Raw genomic sequence first — 19,019 nt, forward strand, 5'->3', positions numbered from 1 at the left:
CCTGCGCGCCGCGATCCGCGACAAACAGGACCGGATCGCGGCAGCGCTCGCGGCCGATCCCGAACGCCACCCGCTTCCGAGTGCAGGAATGAACAAGACGCGCTCGCGCCGCCGTCGCTAAGATGCGCGCTCGTCAGTCTTTCGTTCGGAGCAGTCGATGCAGCGCGGTGTAGTGTATGGCGTCCTCGCAGGCGCGTTGTGGGGCATGGTGTTTCTCGTGCCGCGGCTGATGACCGACTTCTCGCCGCTGCTGCTGAGCGCGGGCCGCTATGCGATGTACGGCCTCGTGTCGCTGGCGGCGGCCTTGCCGGCCGCCCGCTCGCTGCTCGCGCGGCTGACCCGCGAGGATCTCGTCGCGCTCGTGAAGCTCGCGCTCGTCGGCAACGTCGCGTACTACATGCTGCTGTCCGGCGCCGTGCACCTGATCGGCATCGCGCCCAGCTCGCTGATCGTCGGCGTGCTGCCCGTGACCGTCACGCTCGCGGGCCTCGGCGACCATGGCGCGGTGCCGCTGCGGCGTCTCGCCGCCCCGCTCGCGCTGGTGATCGCCGGCATCGTCTGTATCAACGTCGACCTCTTCACATCGGAAGCCGCGCAGGCGACGACGCTCGGCCAGAAGCTCGCCGGTATCGCGTGCGCAAGCGGCGCGCTGGCAAGCTGGACCTGGTACGCGGTCGCGAACGCGCGCTACCTGCAGCGCCACCATCATTTCGGCGGCAACGAATGGTCGGTGCTGTGGGGTGTCGTGACGGGCCTGATCGGCGGCCTCTGCTGGCTCGCGATCCTCGCGCTGCCGGCCGGCACGGCGCAGGCGGCCGTCCCGGCATCGCGCTGGCAACTGTTCTGGCTGCTGAACCTCGCGCTGGCGATCGGCGCGTCGTGGCTCGGCAACGGACTGTGGAACGCGGCGTCGAAGCGGCTGCCGCTCACGCTGTCGGGCCAGTTGATCGTGTTCGAAACCGTGTTCGCGATGCTCTACGCGTTCGTCTACGACCACCGGATGCCGCGCGCGCTCGAGATCGCGGCGCTCGCACTGCTGCTGGCGGGCGTCTATGCGTCGGTGCGCCGGCACGGCGACACGCACGCGGGGGGCGATACGGCCGGCCGCGCGAATGTCACGGCCCACTGAGCGCGGCCGCACCTGGTCTGACGAATCGGAACGAAAGCGCCGGAGCGGCGCCGGAGCAACGCGTCAGCGCGCGTCCTTGTGCATCCACTTGCGCCCCTCGACGGAGCCCTCGCGGCGGGTCTTGTCGACGCGCCGCTGGCGCGCGAGCTTCGGATCGACGATCAACGGACGGTAGATCTCGACACGGTCGTGGTCGGCGAGCGGCGCGTCGAGGGACGCGAGCTTGCCGAACACGCCGGTTTTCGCGTGGGCGAGATCGATCTCCGGGTGCAGCGCGAGCACCCCGCTCGCATCGATCGCCGCGCGCACGGTCGCGCCGTCGGGCAGCGACACCGGAATCAGCGTCTGGCGATCCGGCAGCGCGTAGCAGACTTCGATCGACAGCATCGCGTCACCCCTTCCCGTAGCGCTGGTCGGCGCGCTTCACGAACGAATCGACGAACGTGTTCGCGATATGGCTGAACACCGGCCCGATGATCTTCTCGAGCAGGATGCTCGAGAACTCGTAGTGCAGCGCGAATTCGATCTTGCACGCATCGGCGCGCAGCGGAATGAAGCGCCACGAGCCCGTGAACTTCTTGAACGGGCCGTCCGCGAACTCCATGTCGATCCGCGTCGGGCGCTGCTGCGTGTTGCGCGTCGCGAAATGCTGCTTGATACCCTTGAAGTTGATGTCGATGCGCGCTTCCATCCCGCTGTCGTCCTGACGGCGAATCTCGACGCCGCCGCACCAGGGCAGGAAATTGGGGTAGTCGGCCACGTCGGTGACGAGGTCGAACATCTGTTCCGCCGAATGACGGATCAATACTGTTTTCTGGACATCTGCCATAAATCGCGCGGCATCGCTCGAAGTGAGAACGCAAGCCGGGCGATTCTCGCCCCGCTTTGCTAAAATCGTGATTTTAAACGAGTTGGCCCAATCCTTTCATGAGCATCATCGACAACAGGAAAGCGCACTTCGATTATCACATCGAGGAACGCTACGAGGCGGGGCTCGTGCTGGAGGGCTGGGAAGTCAAGGCGCTGCGCGCCGGGCGCGGCCAGATCAAGGAAGGCTACGTCGTGGTCAAGAACGCCGAGATCTTCCTGATCGGCACCCACATCAGCCCGCTGCCCGAAGCCTCGACGCACATCACGCCCGATCCGGTCCGCACGCGCAAGCTGCTGCTGCACCGCGCGGAAATCAAGAAACTGATCGGCAAGGTCGAGCAGCGCGGCTACACGCTCGTGCCGCTGAACTTCCACTACAAGGGCGGTCGCGTGAAATGCGACATCGCGCTCGCGAAGGGCAAGAAGCTGCACGATAAGCGCGAAACCGAGAAGAAGCGCGACTGGGAACGCGAAAAGGCCCGCATCATGCGCGCCGGTACCTGACCACCCGATCCGCATCGCAAACGACACGGCCCGCTCGAAGCGGGCCGTGTTGCTTTGTAGGGCGTGATTCGTGCGGGTGCCGATCGAGCGGCCGATCAGCGCCCCGAATGAAGCCCTGCGCCGCCCGTGGCCATGCAAATAAACGGGATCGCGATTGCGCCGTGCGACGATTCGCCGCAGGCGCGGCGCATGCCACGCCCGCCTGCGCCTGGAACCGCGCGTGCGCTCAGCCCTTCCCGCCCGCGGCCGGCGCCGCGTTCTTGACGATCGTGAGCGCCGACGCGATCGCGGTGCCGAGATCCGACAGGTTCGCCGGCACGATCAGCGTATTGCCCTGTTTCGCGAGGTTCGAGAACGCGCCGACATATTGTTCGGCGACCTTCAGGTTCACGGCATCCATCCCGCCCTGCGACTGGATCGCGTTCGCGATCTTCTGGATTGCCTGCGCGTTCGCCTCGGCCACCGCGAGAATCGCGGACGCCTCACCCTGCGCCCGGTTGATCGCGGCCTGCCGCTCGCCTTCGGACTTCTGGATCGCCGCCTCGCGCGCGCCCGACGCGAGGTTGATCTGCTCCTGCTTGCGACCTTCGGATGCGGCGATCAGCGCGCGCTTTTCCCGCTCGGCGGTGATCTGCGCCTGCATCGCGTGCAGGATCTCCTTCGGCGGCGTCAGGTCCTTGATCTCATAGCGCAGCACTTTCACGCCCCAGTTCGCGGCGGCCTGGTCGAGCGCCGACACGATATTGTGGTTGATGAAGTCGCGCTCCTCGAAGGTCTTGTCGAGTTCGAGCTTGCCGACCACCGAGCGCAGCGTCGTCTGCGCGAGCTGCGTGATCGCGAGCACGAAGTTGCTCGACCCGTATGAGGCCTTCATCGGATCCGTGACCTGGAAGTACAGCACGCCGTCGACCTGCAGCTGCGTGTTGTCGCGCGTGATGCAGACCTGGCTCGGCACGTCGAGCGGAATTTCCTTCAGCACGTGCCGGTAGGCGACCCGGTCGATGAACGGCAGCACGATATTGAGACCGGGCGACAGCGTCGCGTGATAGCGCCCGAATCGTTCGAGCACCCACGCATGCTGCTGCGGCACGATCTTCACCGTCTTCGACACGATCACGATGGCGATGACGAGCAGGACGACCCAGATGATCAGCGAATCCATGAAGCATTCCCTCCTTGTTATATGCGTGGACGATCAGCGCGCGGGTTTCGCGACGACGACGAGGCTGTTGCCGCGCACGGCACTCACCTGATACACGTGCGCATCGTCACGCTCGCCGGTCGCGAGCTCGACGTCCCAGTCGGCGCCGCGATACTGCACGCGCGCGCGGCCGTCATGCCACGCGTCGACCGTCAAGGTCGAGCCAATATCGAGATTGACGTCCGGATTCGCCGACGTGTCGCGTTTCTGCTTGCGCCCGAGCCCCGAGCGACGCAGCACGATCATCGCGATGATCGCGACCGCGGCGGCCGCCCCTAACTGCACGTGCAGCGCGAAACCGGCGAGCTGCAGCAGTGCGCCCGCGAGAAAGCCGAGCGCGATCATCAGCAGATAAAACGTGCCGGTCAGCAATTCGGCGACGACCAGCACGCCGACTCCCACCCACCAGAACAGATGCCCCGACATCATTGTGGTCTCCCGAAAAACAGCCCTCACGCTCGCTATGTTCGCGGCTCGGTGAGTACAAACAAAAACACCCCGGTGCCTACCGGGGTGTTTATAGCATGAACCTTGCATTCTGCCTTCATCGAAAGAGCGGCGGGCCGCCCTTTCGTCGAAGCTGCATGACCGACCGTTACTTCCGGTTGGCAAGCGCCTGCCACGTATCGATGATCGTGTCCGGGTTCAGCGAGATCGACACGATGCCTTCGTCGGTCAGCCATTGCGCGAAGTCCGGGTGATCGGACGGGCCCTGGCCGCAGATGCCGACGTACTTGCCCATCCGGAGGCAGGTATCGATTGCACGCTTCAGCAGGAACTTGACGGCCGGGTCGCGCTCGTCGAAGTCGACGGCCAGCAGTTCCATGCCCGAGTCGCGATCGAGGCCGAGCGTGAGCTGCGTGAGGTCGTTCGAACCGATCGAGAAACCGTCGAAGTGTTCGAGGAACTCTTCGGCAAGAATCGCGTTGGTCGGGACTTCACACATCATCACGAGGCGCAGGCCGTTCTCGCCACGCTTCAGGCCGAACTTCTCGAGCAGGCCGACGACGCGCGCCGCCTGCTTCACGGTACGCACGAACGGCACCATGATCTCGACGTTGGTCAGGCCCATCTCGTCGCGCACGCGCTTCAGTGCACGGCACTCCATCTCGAACGCCTGCGCGAAGTCTTCCGCGATGTAGCGCGACGCGCCGCGGAAACCCAGCATCGGGTTTTCCTCGTCCGGCTCGTAACGCGAACCGCCGATCAGCTTCTTGTACTCGTTCGACTTGAAGTCGGACAGACGCACGATCACGGGCTTCGGATAGAACGCCGCGGCGATCGTCGCGACGCCTTCCGTCAGCTTGTCGACGTAGAACTGGCGCGGCGACGCGTGACCACGCGCCACGCTCTCGACCGCCTTCTTCAGGTCCTGGTCGATGTTCGGGTACTCGAGGATCGCCTTCGGGTGCACGCCGATGTTGTTGTTGATGATGAACTCGAGACGCGCGAGGCCAACACCTGCGTTCGGCAGTTGCGAGAAGTCGAACGCGAGCTGCGGGTTGCCGACGTTCATCATGATCTTGACCGGGATTTCCGGCAGCTCGCCGCGCTGCACTTCCGTGACTTCCGTCTCGAGCAGCCCGTCGTAGATCTTGCCTTCGTCGCCTTCCGCGCACGACACGGTGACGAGCGCGCCGTCCTTCAGCACGTCGGTCGCATCGCCGCAGCCGACGACTGCCGGCACGCCGAGCTCACGTGCGATGATCGCCGCGTGGCAGGTCCGGCCGCCACGGTTCGTGACGATCGCCGCCGCACGCTTCATCACCGGCTCCCAGTTCGGGTCGGTCATGTCCGCCACCAGCACGTCGCCCGGCTGCACGCGTTCCATTTCCGACGGATCCTGGATCACGCGCACGGGGCCCGCGCCGATCTTCTGGCCGATCGCGCGGCCCGTCGCCAGCACCTGCGACTGGCCCTTCAGCTTGAAGCGCTGCTCGGCCTTGCCGCTCGCCTGGCTCTTCACCGTTTCCGGACGTGCCTGCAGGATGAAGATCTTGCCGTCGCGGCCGTCCTTGCCCCACTCGATGTCCATCGGACGCTGGTAGTGCTTCTCGATGATGACCGCGTACTTCGCGAGCTCGATCACGTCTTCGTCGGTGATCGAGTAGCGGTTGCGCTGCTCGTGCGACACGTCGACCGTCTTCACGCGGCCCGGCTCACCCGGCTGCGTGAATTCCATCTTGATCAGCTTCGAGCCGATCGAGCGGCGGATGATCGGGTACTTGTCCTGCGCGAGCGTCGTCTTGAACACGTAGAACTCGTCCGGGTTCACGGCGCCCTGCACGACGGTTTCGCCCAGGCCGTAGCTCGACGTGATGAACACGGCGTCCTTGAAGCCCGATTCGGTGTCGATCGTGAACATCACGCCGGCCGCGCCGACGTCCGAGCGAACCATGCGCTGCACGCCGGCCGACAGTGCGACCTCGGCGTGCGTGAAGCCCTTGTGCACGCGATACGAGATCGCGCGATCGTTGTAGAGCGACGCGAACACGTGCTTCATGCGATCGAGGACGTCCTCGATGCCGACGACGTTCAGATACGACTCCTGCTGACCGGCGAACGAGGCGTCGGGCAGGTCTTCCGCGGTCGCGGACGAACGCACGGCGAACGACAGCTCGGCCGGCGAGCCACTCTTCAGGATTTCGAACTGGGCGCGAATTTCCTCTTCGAGACGTGCCTGCATCGGCGCATCGACGATCCATTTGCGGATTTCGGCACCGGCTTCGGCGAGCGCCTTCACGTCGTCGATGTCGAGCGACTCGAGACGCTTGGCGATGCGATCGGTCAGATCGTTGTGCTTGAGGAAATCACGGAAGGCGAGCGCGGTCGTGGCGAAACCGGTGGGTACGCGAACGCCTGCTTCGGAAAGCTGGCTGATCATCTCGCCGAGCGACGCATTCTTGCCGCCCACGATTTCCACATCGGTCATCCGCAACTGCTCGAACGGGATTACATACGCCTGGTCCTTTGCGACGTTTGCTGCGTTAGTCATACAAGCCCCTAAGTGTGAAAAAAATGCTCGATTGCGCAAGTGGGCTCGGACGCGGGCGCCTGCAAAAAGGCGCGGCGCGTCTTGCGCAACCTGTTGGAGAAACAATCGCAGCGGCGAAAAATCTTTCGACCCGATTTGCAAAAATCCCGGCAGAAGGGCGATATATTCAGACAAATCGCCGAACTTGCCGGGAATTTTTGAATCGAGCGGCCAAGCCTGGGGCGCCGTTCGTATCCTGCCCCCGCAATTGCTTATCCAACAGGTTGCCGCTATTCTACCGTGCCGGCTGCCGGATGTGGCGCGACCTTGTCACCGCGTCTGGAGGCGAACCTCCAGCCGCCCGCGCAACCGCCCTTCACGCTCGACGCCCAGATTCATGCTGCCTACCGTTTTCATCGTCTCCGACGGCACCGGGATCACTGCCGAAACCTTCGCGCATTCGATCCTCTCCCAGTTCGACCAGAAATTCCGCCTCGTGCGCCTACCGTTCGTCGACTCGCTCGATAAAGCCTATGCGACCGTCGAGAAGATCAACGACGCCGCGGTGCACGACGGCCGCCGCGCGATCGTCTTCACGACGCTCGTCGACAGCGAGTCGAACGACATCGTCAAGCGCTCGAACGCGCTCGTGCTGGACATGTTCCAGCGCTTCGTCGAGCCGCTCGAGCAGGAACTGGAGCTGAAGTCGAGCCACGCAATGGGTCGCGGCCACCAGAACGCCGATACCGAGGAATACAAGACGCGGATCGAGGCGATCAACTTCTCGCTCGCGCACGACGACGGCCAGTCGAACCGCAACCTGTCCGAAGCCGACGTGATCCTGGTCGGCGTGTCGCGCAGCGGCAAGACGCCGACGAGCCTGTATCTCGCGATGCAGTACGGCGTGAAAGCGGCCAACTATCCGCTGATTCCGGAAGACTTCGAGCGCGGCAAGCTGCCGTCGGCGCTGTCGCCGCATCGCGACAAGCTGTTCGGGCTGTCCATCGACCCGCAGCGCCTGTCGGAGATCCGCAACGAGCGCCGCCCCGGCAGCAAGTACGCGGCGCCGGAGAACTGCCGCTACGAGATCAACGAGGCCGAGGCGATGATGCGCCGCGAAGGGATCAAGTGGCTGTCGTCGACGCACAAGTCGATCGAGGAAATCGCGACGACGATCCTGCAGGAAATCCGTCTCGACCGGCAGTCGTACTGACGACTGGCGCGCCGGCCGCCGTCAGGCCGCCGCCAACAGCAAAAAGGCCGCTTACGCGGCCTTTTTTTCGTGATGCGGGATACGCGCGGGCAACGCCGTGCGTCACGTCGTCATGTCATGCGCGCCGCTGCTGCCGCACCTGCTCGAACAGGCACACCGCCGCCGCGGCCGCGACATTCAGCGACTCCATTCCACCGGGCTGCGGGATCGTCACGCGATGCGTGGCCGCGTCGCGCCAGAACGCCGACACGCCGGCGCCCTCGTTGCCGAACACCCACGCGACGGGCCCGGCCAGGTCGCAGTCGTAGACCGCTTGCGCGCCGTGCGAATCCGTCAGCGCGACCGGCACATCGAGCCGCCCGGCGAGCGCGTCCGGCTCGACATCCTCGTGGATCGACAGCAGGAAGTGCGCGCCCATCCCCGAACGCAGCACCTTCGACGACCACGCATAGGCGGTGCCCGGCGCGCAGAACACGTGCCGCACGCCGGCCGCCGCCGCGCTGCGCAGGATCGAGCCGACGTTGCCGGCATCCTGCACGCCGTCGAGCACGACCGACGTATGCGTGACGCGCTCGGGCAGCGGCTGCGCGGGCCGATCGACGAGCAGCAGGAAACCCACGCCGCTGACCACGTTCGACAACTGGCCGAACAGCGCGTCGGGCAGCGTGACGACCCGCTGCGCGTCGATGCGCGCGATGATCGCCTGCGCTTCGGCGTGCGCGAGCGCGCCTTCGGTCGCGACGCACAGCTCCGGGGTCGCGCCCGTATCGAGATACGCGCCGGCGAGATGGAAACCTTCGAGCAGCGCCTGGCCGCCGCGCCGCTGCTGGGACGTCGAGCCCGCGAGCGCCTTCAGGCGTTTGTACAGCGGGTTGTCGCGGGATGTAATGCTCTTCATCAGGGGCCTGTTCCCGCTAATCACGGGCTTGCGAACGTGCGTTGCCGGCGGTCCCCCAAGGGGAGTGCCTTCGGGCGCGTGCAAGAAGCACGGCGCGCCGTCGGGCCGCGCCGAACCCGCGACGCGCGACGTCGCAATGCGGCCGGCAACGCCCGTTCACGAAACTAAAAAATCCCTTTCCGGCGGGAGCCGCCGGAAAGGCCGATCGTGGCGTCATGCTCGTTGCGAATACGCCAGCGCCGCTTCCGCTTCCTTGCGCTCGGCCCTTCTGGCGGCCGGCGCAAGCCCGTTCTCAGCGGGAACCGGCCATCAGGTCGAATGCCTCGCGCACGGGGGCGAACGAGCGCCGATGCGCTTCGCACGGGCCGTGCTCGCGCAGCGCGGCAAGGTGTTTCGGGGTGCCGTAACCCGCATGCACGTTGAAGCCGTACACCGGGAAGCGTTCATGCAGATCGACGAGCATGCGGTCGCGCGTGACCTTCGCGAGAATCGACGCGGCCGAGATGCTCGGCACGAGCGCGTCGCCGCTGACGATCGCCTCGGCACGCACCATCAGCGTCGGACAGCGGTTGCCGTCGATCTGGGCAAGCGTCGGCAGCACCGACAGGCCCTCGACGGCCCGCTTCATCGCCAGCATCGTCGCGTGCAGGATGTTCAGCGTGTCGATTTCGTCGACGCTGGCCGACGCGACGCAATACGCGCTCGAGCGCGCGACGATCAGGTCGTACAGCGCGTCGCGCTTCTTCGCGGACAGCGCCTTCGAATCGTCGAGCCCGTCGATCGGCCGCGCGGGATCGAGGATCACCGCGGCGGCCACGACCGGCCCCGCGAGCGGGCCGCGGCCCGCTTCGTCGACGCCGCAGACGATCTCGTCGGGCCGACTGAAGTCGAAACCGCCCTGCAGGTCGGTCGACGCGCGGCGGCGTGGTGCACGGGCGGCCGTCATGCGCGCCCCCTGCGCTGCTCGAGTACGCGCACAACGGCTTCGGCGGCCTTCGCGGCCGTGTTCTGCCGCAGCGAAAGATGCATTTCGGTAAAGACTTCGGTCAGCGTGCGGCGGTTCGCGTCGTCGCGCAGTTGCGTGAGCGTCGCATCGGCGAGCGCCTCGGGCGTCGCGAAATGCTGCAGCAACTCGGGCACGACGAAGCGCCCCGCCAGGATGTTCGGCAAGCCGACGTACGGCAGATAACCCTGCCGGCGCATGATCTGCCCGGTCAGCCAGGGCACCTTGTACGAGATCACCATCGGCTTCTTCAGCAGCGCGGCTTCCAGCGTGACGGTGCCGCTCTTCACGAGGATCGCGTCGGCGGCCGTCATCGCGACCTGCGAGCGGCCGTCGGTGATCGTCAGCGCGAGTTGCGGATGCGCGTCGACGAGCGGCTGCAGCAGTTCGCGCAGCGCAGGCGTCGCCGCCGGCATCACGAACCGCACGCCGGGCTCACGCTGCTGCATCAGCGCCATCGCCGCGAAGAACGTCGGGCCGATCAGCCCGATCTCCGAGCGCCGGCTGCCCGGCAGCACCGCGATCACCGGGCCGTCTGCCGGCAGGCCGAGCGCGATGCGCGCGCCGTGCGTGTCGGGCTCGAGCGGAATATCGTCGGCGAGCGGATGACCGACATACGTCGATGCAACGCCCGCCTTGTCGAGGATCGCCGGTTCGAACGGGAACAGGCACAGCATGTGGTCGACGGACTTCGCGACCTTCTTGATCCGCCCACCGCGCCACGCCCAGATCGACGGGCACACGAAGTGGATCGACGGGATGCCCGCATCGCGCGCGGCCTGCTCCACGTTGAAATTGAAGTCCGGCGCGTCGACGCCGATGAACGCGTCGGGCCGCTCCGCGAGCAGCTGGCGCTTCAACTCGCCGCGAATCCGCAGGATCTCGGGAATCTGGCCCAGCGCCTCGACGTAGCCACGCACCGTGAGCTTGTCCATCTGCCAGTGCGAGTCGAAGCCGTGCGCGAGCATCCGCTGCCCGCCGATCCCGTAGTATCGGGTCGACGCGGGCAGTCGTTCTTGAAGCCCGCCGAGCAGCGACGCCGCGAGCAGATCGCCCGACGGCTCGCCGGCCACCATCGCGAGCCGGAGCTGATTGGTCGGGAGCGACATCGCTTAGCGGATGATGCCGCGTTGGGACGCGTCGATGAACTCGACGAACGCGGTGACCGCTGCGTCGCCTTCGCCGCCCGCGACCGCCAGCTCGCGCAACTGCACCTTCGCTTCCTCGAGCGACAGGCCGTTCTTGTACAGCAGGCGGTACGCGCTGCGCAGCGCCGAGATCGCGTCGGGCGAGAAACCGCGCCGGCGCAGGCCTTCGACGTTGATGCCGTGCGGCTCGGCCTTGTTGCCGGCGGCGATCACGAACGGCGGCACGTCCTGCACGAGCGCCGACGCGCCACCCAGCATCGAATGCGCGCCGATGCGCACGAACTGGTGCACGCCCGACATCCCGCCGATGATCGCGTAGTCGCCGATCTCGACGTGACCGGCCATCTGCGCGTTGCTCGACAGGATCACGTTGCTGCCGACGCGGCAGTCATGACCGATGTGCACATAGGCCATGATCCAGTTGTCGTCGCCGAGCGTCGTCACGCCGACATCCTGCACGGTGCCGGTGTGGATCGTCGTGAATTCGCGGATCGTGTTGCGGTTGCCGATCACGAGCTTCGTCGGCTCGTCCTTGTACTTCATGTCCTGCGGACGGCCGCCGACCGACGCGTAATGGCCGATGCGGTTGTCCTCGCCGAGCGTCGTGTGACCTTCGATCACGCTGTGCGAGCCGATCGTCGTACGCGCGCCGATCGTGACGTGCGGCCCGACGATCGCATACGGCCCGATCTCGACGGACTCGTCGATCTGCGCGCCCGGTTCGACAATCGCGGTTGGATGAATCCTGGTCATGCGCCGTTGCCTCTCGATATGATGTGTCGCGTTGCTCGCGTTACGATACCCATGCGTGCCGCGTCGCTCAGGGCGCCGCGTCGGCCGTCTTGACCGTGCACATCAGTTCGGCTTCCGCCGCCACCTTGCCGTCCACTTCCGCCACCGCCTTGAACTTCCAGATGCCGCGGATGTAACGTTCGAACGTCACGTTCAGAATCAGTTGGTCGCCCGGTTCGACCACGCGCTTGAAGCGCGCGCCGTCGATGCCGACGAAGTAGTACAGCGTGTTTTCCGGATCCTTCGGCTGCTCTTCCGCGAACGTCAGCAGCGCGGCTGCCTGAGCGAGCGCCTCGAGGATCAGCACACCCGGCATCACCGGCCGCTTCGGGAAGTGTCCCTGGAAGAACGGCTCGTTGATCGACACGTTCTTCAGCGCTTTGATCCCCTTGTGCGGCTCGAGTTCGAGCACGCGATCGACGAGCAGAATCGGGTAGCGGTGCGGCAGCAGCGTGAGGATCTTGTGGATGTCGAGATTGATTTTTTCAGTGCTCATGATGGTTCGTCTCACGCAGAGGCTGCGCGGTGGTGATGCAAAGGCTGAAGCGGGCCGCCGCGCGGCCCAGTCTGGCAAACCGGGCCGGTAGCGCTGGCCGTGCCCGGTTGCTGGTCTCGCATGGCGTCGGTCAGGCGTCCGTGCCGCCCTGGGCGGCCAGCGCGGTTTCGAGCGCCTTGATGCGCTCGCGCAGCTTGTCGAGGTTGCGCACGAGCGCGGCGCTCCGGTTCCATTCGCCGTGGTCGACGGCCGGGAATGCGCTCGTGTAGATGCCGGCCTTCGGCAGCGACTTCGACACGCCCGACTTCGCGGTGATGATGACATAGTCGCCGAGCGTCACGTGGCCGGCGATGCCCGCCGCGCCGCCGATCATGCAGTGGCGGCCGATCGTCGTGCTGCCGGCGATGCCCGCACTGCCCGCGATCACCGTATAGGCGCCGATCCGGCAGTTGTGGCCGATCTGGACCTGATTGTCGATCTTCACGCATTCCTCGATGACGGTGTCCGCCATCGCGCCGCGATCGATCGTCGTGTTCGCGCCGATCTCGACATCCGGGCCGACCGTCACGCCGCCGACCTGCGGGATCTTGACCCAGCTGCCGGTACGCGCATCGCCGTCGCCGACGAAATCCGGCGCGAAGCCGAACCCGTCGGAACCGATCACGGCACCCGAATGGATGATCGCGCGCGGGCCGATCTTGCAGCCGTGGTACACCGATGCGTTCGGATACAGGTGCGAACCCGCGCCGATCGTCGTGCCGCGGCCGATGAACACGTTCGCGTCGAGCTGCACGCCGTCCTCGATCACCGCACCGGCCTCGACCGTCACGTGCGGACCGATCACCGCGCTCGCGGCAACCTGCGCGGCCGGATCGATCGTCGCGCTCGGATGCACGCCGGGCGCACGCGGCGGCGTGGCGAGATCGATGAACATCTGCGCGACGCGCGCGAAGTACGCGTACGGATTCGGCGTCACAATGAAATTACGGGGGACGGCCATCCCGGGGCCGGCCGGCTGGCCGTCAGTGGCCGCGCGCAGCTTTTCGAGATCCTTCGGCGCGATCAGCACCGCGCCGGCGCGGGTCGTCTCGACCTGCGACAGGTACTTCGGATTCGCGAGAAATGCGAGTTGCTGAGGGCCTGCCTGGTCGAGCGGCGCGAGGCCGCCCACCTTGCACTGGGCGTCGCCGGCGATCTCGCCGCCGAACCGCTTTACGAGTTCCTCGAGCGTCAATGCCATTCGTCGTCTGCTCCGTTCAGTTCGTCGAGCCGGACGCGAGCGCCTTGAGCACCTTGTCGGTGATGTCGATGCGCGGACTGACGTACACGGCTTCCTGCACGATCAGGTCGTAATTCTGCTGCTCGGCTATCTGCTTGATGACCTTGTTCGCGCGCTCCAGCACCGCCGCGAGTTCCTCGTTGCGGCGTTGGTTCAGGTCCTCGCGAAACTCGCGCTGCTTGCGCTGGAAGTCGGTGTCGAGCTGCGCGAGATCGCGCTGCTTTTGCGCACGATCGGCCGCCGACAGCGACGCACCGTTCTTGTCCAGCGAGTCGGACATCGACTTCAGGCGCGCCGCGAGGTCCTGCAGTTCCTTGTCGCGCTTCGCGAACTCGGCTTCGAGCTTCGTCTGCGCCACCTTGGCGGGCGCCGACTCGCGCAGGATCCGATCCGAATTGACCGCCGCGATGCGGGCGACGTCCTGAGCATGCGCCGTCGCCGCGCCCAAGGCCAGCGCAACGGTCAGCGCACACATCACTCGTTTCGAAAACTTACCGGTTAGCAAAATTACCCTCTCGTTGCTGTTGTCATGCGTTCGATCAGAACGCCGTCCCGATCTGGAACTGGAATTTCTGGTACTGGTCGCCTTCATGCTTCTGCAGCGGGAAGCCGAGGCTCAGCTTCAGCGGGCCGATCGGCGAGATCCACGCGAGACCCACACCGTAGCCGTAACGCAGGCCGTTCGCGCCGGTACTCGTGCCGCCCGGCGCGTTGCCCCACACGTTACCGCCGTCGAGGAACGTGAACACGCGCAGCGTACGGTCGTAGCCGGTGCCCGGCAGCGGGAACGTCAATTCGATGTTGCCGACGAGCATCTTCGAACCGCCGATCGGGTCGTTCGTCTTCGTGTCGCGCGGGCCCAGCGAGCTCGGCTCGTAGCCACGCACGGAGCCGATACCGCCCGCGTAGTAGTTCTTGAAGATCGGGTACGGGTTGCCGATACCGTTACCGTAGCCGCCTTGCAGGTTCATGCCCAGGATGAAGCCGCGCGAGAACGAATAGTAGTACTGCGCCTGCAGGTCCGCCTTGTAGTACTGGATCTTGCCGACCGGCACACCGTACTCGACGTTCGCCTGCGTGAAGTAGCCGCGGCTCGGGATCAGCGCGCTGTCACGCGCATCGCGCGACCACGCGACGGTCAGCGGCACCGTGTTCGACACGCGGCCGAACTGGTTCACGTAATCCTGGTAGCTCTGCGGCGTGTTCGAATCGACATCGAGACGGTTCTGCTCGAAGCCCGCGCCGAAGTAGACGGTGTCGACTTCCGAGAACGGAATGCCGAACTTCAGGTTGCCGCCCGCGCTGATGATCCGGAAGCTCGAGCTCGTCGAATAGTAGAGCGGCTGGTACGTGCGGTAGTAGACGTCCGTGATCCGCTTGATGCCGTCGACCGTGAAGTACGGGTCGACCTGCGTGACGGTCAGCGTGCGGTAGCTCTTCGCGGTGTTGACGTTCACCGACAGGCTCGTGCCCGAGCCGAACACGTTGTCCTGCGACACGCCCGCCGACAGCACCACCTTGTCCGTCGACGAGAAGCCCGCGCCCAGCGTGATCGCGCCGGTCGGCTTTTCATCGACCTTCACGGTCACGTCGACCTGGTCGTTCGTGCCTTCGACCGGCACCGTCGTCACGTCGACGTTGGTGAAGTAGCCGAGACGGTTCACGCGGTCCTTCGACAGCGCGAGGCGGTTCGAATCGAACCACGAGCTTTCGAGCTGGCGCATTTCACGGCGCACGACTTCGTCGCGCGTACGCGTGTTGCCGACCACGTTGATGCGGCGCACGTACACGCGGCGGCTCGGATCGACGACGAGATTCAGGTTCACCTTGTGGTTCGCCTGGTCGATGTCCGGCTGCGCATTGACGGTCGCGAATGCATAGCCGTATTCGCCGAGCTTGTCGACGATCGACTTCGTCGTTTGCTGCAGCTTTTCGGCCGAGAAACGATCGCCCGGCTTGATCTTGATCAGCTTGGTCAGTTCGGCTTCGCGATCGAGCAGATTGCCCGACAGCTTGATGCCCGACACCGTGTACGGCTCGCCTTCGTGCAGCGTGACCGTCAGGTACATGTCCTTCTTGTCGGGCGAGATCGACACCTGGGTCGACTCGATATTGAACTCGAGGTAGCCGCGGTTCAGGTAGTACGAGCGCACGGCCTCGAGGTCGCCCGTCAGCTTTTCCTTCGAGTACAGGTCGTTCTTCGTGTACCAGGAGAACCAGTTCGGCGTAGACAACTGCATCTCGTCGCGCAGCTTGCTGGTGCTGAACGCCTTGTTGCCGATGAAGTTGATCTGGCGGATCTTCGCGCTCGGGCCTTCGGCGACCGCGAACAGGATCGACACGCGGTTCGCGTCGACCGGCGTGACCGTCGTCTTGACCTCGGCTGCGTAGAAGCCGCGCGTCAGGTACTGACGCTTGAGCTCCTGCTCCGCCTTGTCGACGAGCGCCTTGTCGTAGTAGCGGCCGTCGGCCAGACCCACCGCGCGCAGCGCCTTCGTCAGGTTGTCCTTGTCGAATTCCTTCGTGCCGGTGAAGTCGATCGACGCAATGGCCGGACGCTCCTGCACCTGCACGATCACGACGTTGCCCTGGGTGGCGATGCGCACGTCGTTGAAGAAGCCCGTCGCGTACAGCGCGCGGATTGCTTCGGATGCCTTGTCGTCGGTGAAGGTATCGCCCTGCTTGATCGGCAGGTAGGCAAACACCGAACCCGCTTCGACGCGCTGCAACCCCTCGATCTTGATGTCTTGCACCACGAACGGTGCCGCTGCATGCGCCGCGAGGCCGTGCGCGGCGAGCGCGGCCGCTGCAACTGTCTTAGGTACAAAGCGATGAGGTTTGAACAACGTGCATCCCCAATATTTAGCTGCATCAAATCAGGCGGCGGCCGACTGGCCGCCGCCTGACGCTTCAGAAATGGATTAACCGAGCCAGGTCGTTGAACAGCGCGATCGCCGACAATGCGACGATGCAGATCAACCCGGCTCTTTGCAGAATCAGCTGCCAGCGCTCCGAAACGGCTTTCCCGGTCGCGGCTTCAACCAGATAATATAACAGATGCCCCCCGTCCAAAACGGGAATCGGCAGCAAGTTCAACACCCCGAGGCTAATGCTGACAAGGGCGAGGAACGACAGGAAGGCCGACGGACCGAGCCGCGCGCTCTTGCCCGCGTAGTCCGCAATCGTCACCGGACCGGACAGGTTCTTCAGCGACGCGTTGCCCGTGATCATGCGCCCGAACATCTTCAGCGAATAAACGGCGATGTCCCACGTGCGGTGCGCGCCGAGCTGCAGGCTCTCGATCGGCCCGTAGCGCACGTCGACCGACGGCGTATGCATCGACAGCGCCGCGCCGATGCGGCCGACCTGCTGCCCCGTCTCGTCGTCGCGCTGCGCCTGCGGCACGATCGACACCGTCTGTGTGGCGCCGCCCCGCTCGACCCGCAGATCGACCGCCTGGCCGGCGTGGTGCTTCACCGCGTCGATGAAGCGCGAGGCGCCGCCGATGGGCTTGCCGTCGAGCGCGAGCAGCTTGTCGCCGGCCTTCAGGCCAGCGTGCTCGGCCGCGCTGCCGGGCTGCACCGACGCCACCGACAACGTGCCACCGCCGGTCTCGAAGCCCAGGTGCATCATGAAATCGTCGTCCAGCGCGCTTTCGGGAACGTTGCGCAGGTCGACGCGGAAATCGAACGTCGATGCGCCGCCGTCGCGCGCGCCGAGCACGACCTCGCGATGATCGAACGCGGCGGCCAGCAGCTTCCAGCGCAAATCCGACCACGAACGCACCGGCACGGCCTCGCCGCCCTGCGCGTCGCCTGCGTGCACGTCACGGATCGACACGATCGTCTCGTTGCCGTCGAAGCCCGCGCGAGCCGCCACCGTGCCGGCGGCCGGCGGCGCGAGCACCGCGGCCGGCTCGGTCACGCCGGTTGCGAATACGACGGAAAACAGGACGATTGCCAACAGGAAGTTCGCGATCGGGCCGGCGGCGACGATCGCGATGCGCTTGAACACCGATTGCCGGTTGAACGCCTGGTCGAGCTCCTCGGGCTTGATGCCCGGCCCCGGCTCGCGCTCGTCGAGCATCTTCACGTAACCGCCGAGCGGCAGTGCGGACAGCGTCCACTCGGTGCCCGTCCTGCGGCTGACCCAGCGCGCGACGGGCTGGCCGAAACCGATCGAGAAACGCAGCACCTTCACGCCGCACCAGCGCGCGACGCGATAATGTCCGTACTCATGCACGACGACCAGCACCCCGATCGCCACCGCAAACGCGATCAGTTCGACCAGCACGTTCATGAGCACCTCATTCAGACAGTACGCTCCACGCGTGGCGCAGGCGCTTTCGCAATGATCTCGGCGGCGAGGCGGCGTGCCTCGGCATCCGCCGCAAGGACGTCGTCGAGCCCGTTCGGGCTGCGGTTCGGCAGCGCGTTGAGCACTGCGTCGACCGTGGCCGCGATCGCCATGAAGCCGATCCGGCGCTCGAGAAACGCTTCGACCGCAATTTCGTTCGCCGCGTTCAACGCGGCGCTCGCGATACCGCCCTCCTCAAGCGCCTTCAGCGCGAGCGCGAGGCACGGGAACCGCGTGTAATCGGGTTTCTCGAATGACAGCTGCGCGATCTGCGCGAGGTCGAGCTGGTCGACGCCCGCGTCGACGCGCTCCGGGAACGCCAGCGCGTGCGCGATCGGCGTGCGCATGTCGGGGTTGCCGAGCTGGGCGAGCACCGAGCCGTCGCGGTACGACACGAGCGAATGGATCACGCTCTGCGGGTGGATCAGCACGTCGATCCGGTCGCCCGGCAGACCGAAGATCCAGTGCGCCTCGATCACCTCGAGGCCCTTGTTCATCATCGTCGCGGAATCGACCGAAATCTTGCGGCCCATCACCCAGTTCGGGTGCTTGCAGGCTTCGTCCGGCGTCACGTCGGCGAGCGTGGCCGGCTCGCGCGTGCGGAACGGGCCGCCCGACGCGGTCAGGATGATCTTCGAGATCCCGCCGTGCTCGTTCTCGTCGCGCGGCATGCACTGGAAGATCGCGTTGTGTTCGCTGTCGACCGGCAACAGGATCGCGCCATGGTCGCGCACGGCGTCCATGAAGATCGCGCCAGACATCACGAGCGATTCCTTGTTCGCAAGCAGGATGCGCTTGCCGGCGCGCGCGGCCGCAAGGCTCGGCGCCAGGCCGGCCGCGCCGACGATCGCCGCGACGACCGTGTCGCAACCGTCGCTCTTCGACACGTCGACGAGCGCCTGCGGCCCGTACAGCACCACGGTCGTGCTGCCCGCCGCGCGCAGTTTTGCCTCGACGTGCGCCGCCGTGTTCGCATCGCCTACCACCGCGACTTCGGGCGCGAAGCGCAGGCACTGCTCGACGAGCTTGTCGCCGTTGCGGTGCGCGGTCAACGCATAGACCGAGAAACGCTCGGGATGGCGGGCGACCACGTCGAGCGTGCTGTCTCCGATCGAGCCCGTGGAACCGAGCAGTGTCAGACGTTTTTGCATAACAG

Annotated in this window: 18 protein-coding genes; 3 read left to right on the forward strand and 15 right to left on the reverse strand. The window is 65.8% G+C overall.

Annotated elements, in window-relative coordinates:
- The first annotated feature begins 157 nt into the window (after positions 1–157).
- Positions 158–1,129, forward strand: a complete 972-nt coding sequence (locus LMA02_RS10080) for a DMT family transporter (protein WP_228904640.1) — start codon at positions 158–160, stop codon at positions 1,127–1,129.
- 63 nt (positions 1,130–1,192) lie between these two features.
- Here the strand turns inward: LMA02_RS10080 and LMA02_RS10085 are convergent, their stop codons facing one another.
- Both LMA02_RS10085 and LMA02_RS10090 read right to left on the reverse strand, forming a co-directional pair.
- Positions 1,193–1,516: an RnfH family protein gene (locus LMA02_RS10085; protein WP_228904644.1), complete on the reverse strand. Its 324-nt coding sequence runs from the start codon at positions 1,514–1,516 to the stop codon at positions 1,193–1,195.
- A gap of 4 nt (positions 1,517–1,520) precedes the next feature.
- Positions 1,521–1,958: a type II toxin-antitoxin system RatA family toxin gene (locus LMA02_RS10090; RefSeq protein WP_228904646.1), complete on the reverse strand. Its 438-nt coding sequence runs from the start codon at positions 1,956–1,958 to the stop codon at positions 1,521–1,523.
- 98 nt (positions 1,959–2,056) lie between these two features.
- Between LMA02_RS10090 and smpB the strand changes: the two genes are divergently transcribed.
- Entirely contained in the window at positions 2,057–2,503 is a 447-nt protein-coding gene (gene smpB, locus LMA02_RS10095; protein ID WP_228904648.1) for an SsrA-binding protein SmpB, read from the forward strand.
- A gap of 226 nt (positions 2,504–2,729) precedes the next feature.
- On the opposite strand, the gene LMA02_RS10100 is transcribed toward smpB, so the two are convergent.
- From LMA02_RS10100 to ppsA, 3 genes are all read right to left on the reverse strand, one after another.
- A complete protein-coding gene (locus LMA02_RS10100) occupies positions 2,730–3,665 on the reverse strand; it encodes an SPFH domain-containing protein (RefSeq protein WP_228904650.1) in 936 nt (311 codons plus the stop codon).
- 33 nt (positions 3,666–3,698) lie between these two features.
- On the reverse strand, positions 3,699–4,133 hold the full coding sequence (locus LMA02_RS10105; protein WP_228904651.1) for an NfeD family protein: 435 nt from the start codon (positions 4,131–4,133) through the stop codon (positions 3,699–3,701).
- 166 nt (positions 4,134–4,299) lie between these two features.
- Positions 4,300–6,699: a phosphoenolpyruvate synthase gene (gene ppsA / locus LMA02_RS10110; RefSeq protein ID WP_228904652.1), complete on the reverse strand. Its 2,400-nt coding sequence runs from the start codon at positions 6,697–6,699 to the stop codon at positions 4,300–4,302.
- Between the two features lie 376 nt (positions 6,700–7,075).
- On the opposite strand from ppsA, the gene LMA02_RS10115 reads away from it, so the two are divergent.
- Complete coding sequence (locus LMA02_RS10115; protein ID WP_228904653.1) at positions 7,076–7,891, forward strand: pyruvate, water dikinase regulatory protein; 816 nt, start codon at positions 7,076–7,078, stop codon at positions 7,889–7,891.
- 115 nt (positions 7,892–8,006) lie between these two features.
- On the opposite strand, the gene LMA02_RS10120 is transcribed toward LMA02_RS10115, so the two are convergent.
- The 10 genes from LMA02_RS10120 to LMA02_RS10165 all read right to left on the reverse strand — a co-directional run bounded on the left by LMA02_RS10120 (position 8,007) and on the right by LMA02_RS10165 (position 19,014).
- Positions 8,007–8,789 carry a TrmH family RNA methyltransferase gene (locus LMA02_RS10120; protein WP_228904654.1) on the reverse strand — a complete coding sequence of 261 codons (783 nt, stop codon included), beginning with the start codon at positions 8,787–8,789 and terminating at the stop codon, positions 8,007–8,009.
- Between the two features lie 292 nt (positions 8,790–9,081).
- On the reverse strand, positions 9,082–9,735 hold the full coding sequence (rnhB, locus tag LMA02_RS10125) for a ribonuclease HII (RefSeq protein WP_228904655.1): 654 nt from the start codon (positions 9,733–9,735) through the stop codon (positions 9,082–9,084).
- Positions 9,732–10,901 carry a lipid-A-disaccharide synthase gene (lpxB, locus tag LMA02_RS10130; protein ID WP_228904656.1) on the reverse strand — a complete coding sequence of 390 codons (1,170 nt, stop codon included), beginning with the start codon at positions 10,899–10,901 and terminating at the stop codon, positions 9,732–9,734. Before lpxB ends, rnhB begins: the two co-directional genes overlap by 4 nt.
- Positions 10,902–10,904: 3 nt before the next feature.
- Positions 10,905–11,693 carry an acyl-ACP--UDP-N-acetylglucosamine O-acyltransferase gene (lpxA, locus tag LMA02_RS10135; protein WP_166724710.1) on the reverse strand — a complete coding sequence of 263 codons (789 nt, stop codon included), beginning with the start codon at positions 11,691–11,693 and terminating at the stop codon, positions 10,905–10,907.
- Positions 11,694–11,760: 67 nt separating this feature from the next.
- Positions 11,761–12,228 carry a 3-hydroxyacyl-ACP dehydratase FabZ gene (gene fabZ / locus LMA02_RS10140; protein ID WP_006495559.1) on the reverse strand — a complete coding sequence of 156 codons (468 nt, stop codon included), beginning with the start codon at positions 12,226–12,228 and terminating at the stop codon, positions 11,761–11,763.
- A gap of 130 nt (positions 12,229–12,358) precedes the next feature.
- Positions 12,359–13,468 carry a UDP-3-O-(3-hydroxymyristoyl)glucosamine N-acyltransferase gene (gene lpxD / locus LMA02_RS10145; RefSeq protein ID WP_228904658.1) on the reverse strand — a complete coding sequence of 370 codons (1,110 nt, stop codon included), beginning with the start codon at positions 13,466–13,468 and terminating at the stop codon, positions 12,359–12,361.
- Positions 13,469–13,484: 16 nt separating this feature from the next.
- On the reverse strand, positions 13,485–13,982 hold the full coding sequence (locus LMA02_RS10150) for an OmpH family outer membrane protein (protein WP_041489826.1): 498 nt from the start codon (positions 13,980–13,982) through the stop codon (positions 13,485–13,487).
- A 64-nt stretch (positions 13,983–14,046) separates the two neighbouring features.
- Positions 14,047–16,353, reverse strand: a complete 2,307-nt coding sequence (bamA, locus tag LMA02_RS10155; protein WP_006752157.1) for an outer membrane protein assembly factor BamA — start codon at positions 16,351–16,353, stop codon at positions 14,047–14,049.
- A 64-nt stretch (positions 16,354–16,417) separates the two neighbouring features.
- Positions 16,418–17,806 (reverse strand): RIP metalloprotease RseP, encoded by a 1,389-nt coding sequence (gene rseP / locus LMA02_RS10160; protein WP_228904660.1) that lies wholly within the window; start codon positions 17,804–17,806, stop codon positions 16,418–16,420.
- Between the two features lie 11 nt (positions 17,807–17,817).
- A complete protein-coding gene (locus LMA02_RS10165; protein WP_228904669.1) occupies positions 17,818–19,014 on the reverse strand; it encodes a 1-deoxy-D-xylulose-5-phosphate reductoisomerase in 1,197 nt (398 codons plus the stop codon).
- Positions 19,015–19,019 lie beyond the last annotated feature (5 nt).

This window comes from Burkholderia sp. B21-005, from assembly GCF_020843965.1.
Classification (GTDB): domain Bacteria; phylum Pseudomonadota; class Gammaproteobacteria; order Burkholderiales; family Burkholderiaceae; genus Burkholderia; species Burkholderia ambifaria.

Coding starts and splice junctions, on each gene's coding strand:
- fabZ (WP_006495559.1), bottom strand. CDS start 12,228: ATGAGCACTGAAAAAATCAATCTCGACATCCACAAGATCCTCACGCTG.
- LMA02_RS10165 (WP_228904669.1), bottom strand. CDS start 19,014: ATGCAAAAACGTCTGACACTGCTCGGTTCCACGGGCTCGATCGGAGAC.
- LMA02_RS10150 (WP_041489826.1), bottom strand. CDS start 13,982: ATGTGTGCGCTGACCGTTGCGCTGGCCTTGGGCGCGGCGACGGCGCAT.
- lpxB (WP_228904656.1), bottom strand. CDS start 10,901: ATGTCGCTCCCGACCAATCAGCTCCGGCTCGCGATGGTGGCCGGCGAG.
- LMA02_RS10120 (WP_228904654.1), bottom strand. CDS start 8,789: ATGAAGAGCATTACATCCCGCGACAACCCGCTGTACAAACGCCTGAAG.
- lpxA (WP_166724710.1), bottom strand. CDS start 11,693: ATGACCAGGATTCATCCAACCGCGATTGTCGAACCGGGCGCGCAGATC.
- LMA02_RS10100 (WP_228904650.1), bottom strand. CDS start 3,665: ATGGATTCGCTGATCATCTGGGTCGTCCTGCTCGTCATCGCCATCGTG.
- LMA02_RS10105 (WP_228904651.1), bottom strand. CDS start 4,133: ATGATGTCGGGGCATCTGTTCTGGTGGGTGGGAGTCGGCGTGCTGGTC.
- LMA02_RS10090 (WP_228904646.1), bottom strand. CDS start 1,958: ATGGCAGATGTCCAGAAAACAGTATTGATCCGTCATTCGGCGGAACAG.
- LMA02_RS10115 (WP_228904653.1), top strand. CDS start 7,076: ATGCTGCCTACCGTTTTCATCGTCTCCGACGGCACCGGGATCACTGCC.
- ppsA (WP_228904652.1), bottom strand. CDS start 6,699: ATGACTAACGCAGCAAACGTCGCAAAGGACCAGGCGTATGTAATCCCG.
- LMA02_RS10085 (WP_228904644.1), bottom strand. CDS start 1,516: ATGCTGTCGATCGAAGTCTGCTACGCGCTGCCGGATCGCCAGACGCTG.
- smpB (WP_228904648.1), top strand. CDS start 2,057: ATGAGCATCATCGACAACAGGAAAGCGCACTTCGATTATCACATCGAG.
- rseP (WP_228904660.1), bottom strand. CDS start 17,806: ATGAACGTGCTGGTCGAACTGATCGCGTTTGCGGTGGCGATCGGGGTG.
- rnhB (WP_228904655.1), bottom strand. CDS start 9,735: ATGACGGCCGCCCGTGCACCACGCCGCCGCGCGTCGACCGACCTGCAG.
- LMA02_RS10080 (WP_228904640.1), top strand. CDS start 158: ATGCAGCGCGGTGTAGTGTATGGCGTCCTCGCAGGCGCGTTGTGGGGC.
- lpxD (WP_228904658.1), bottom strand. CDS start 13,468: ATGGCATTGACGCTCGAGGAACTCGTAAAGCGGTTCGGCGGCGAGATC.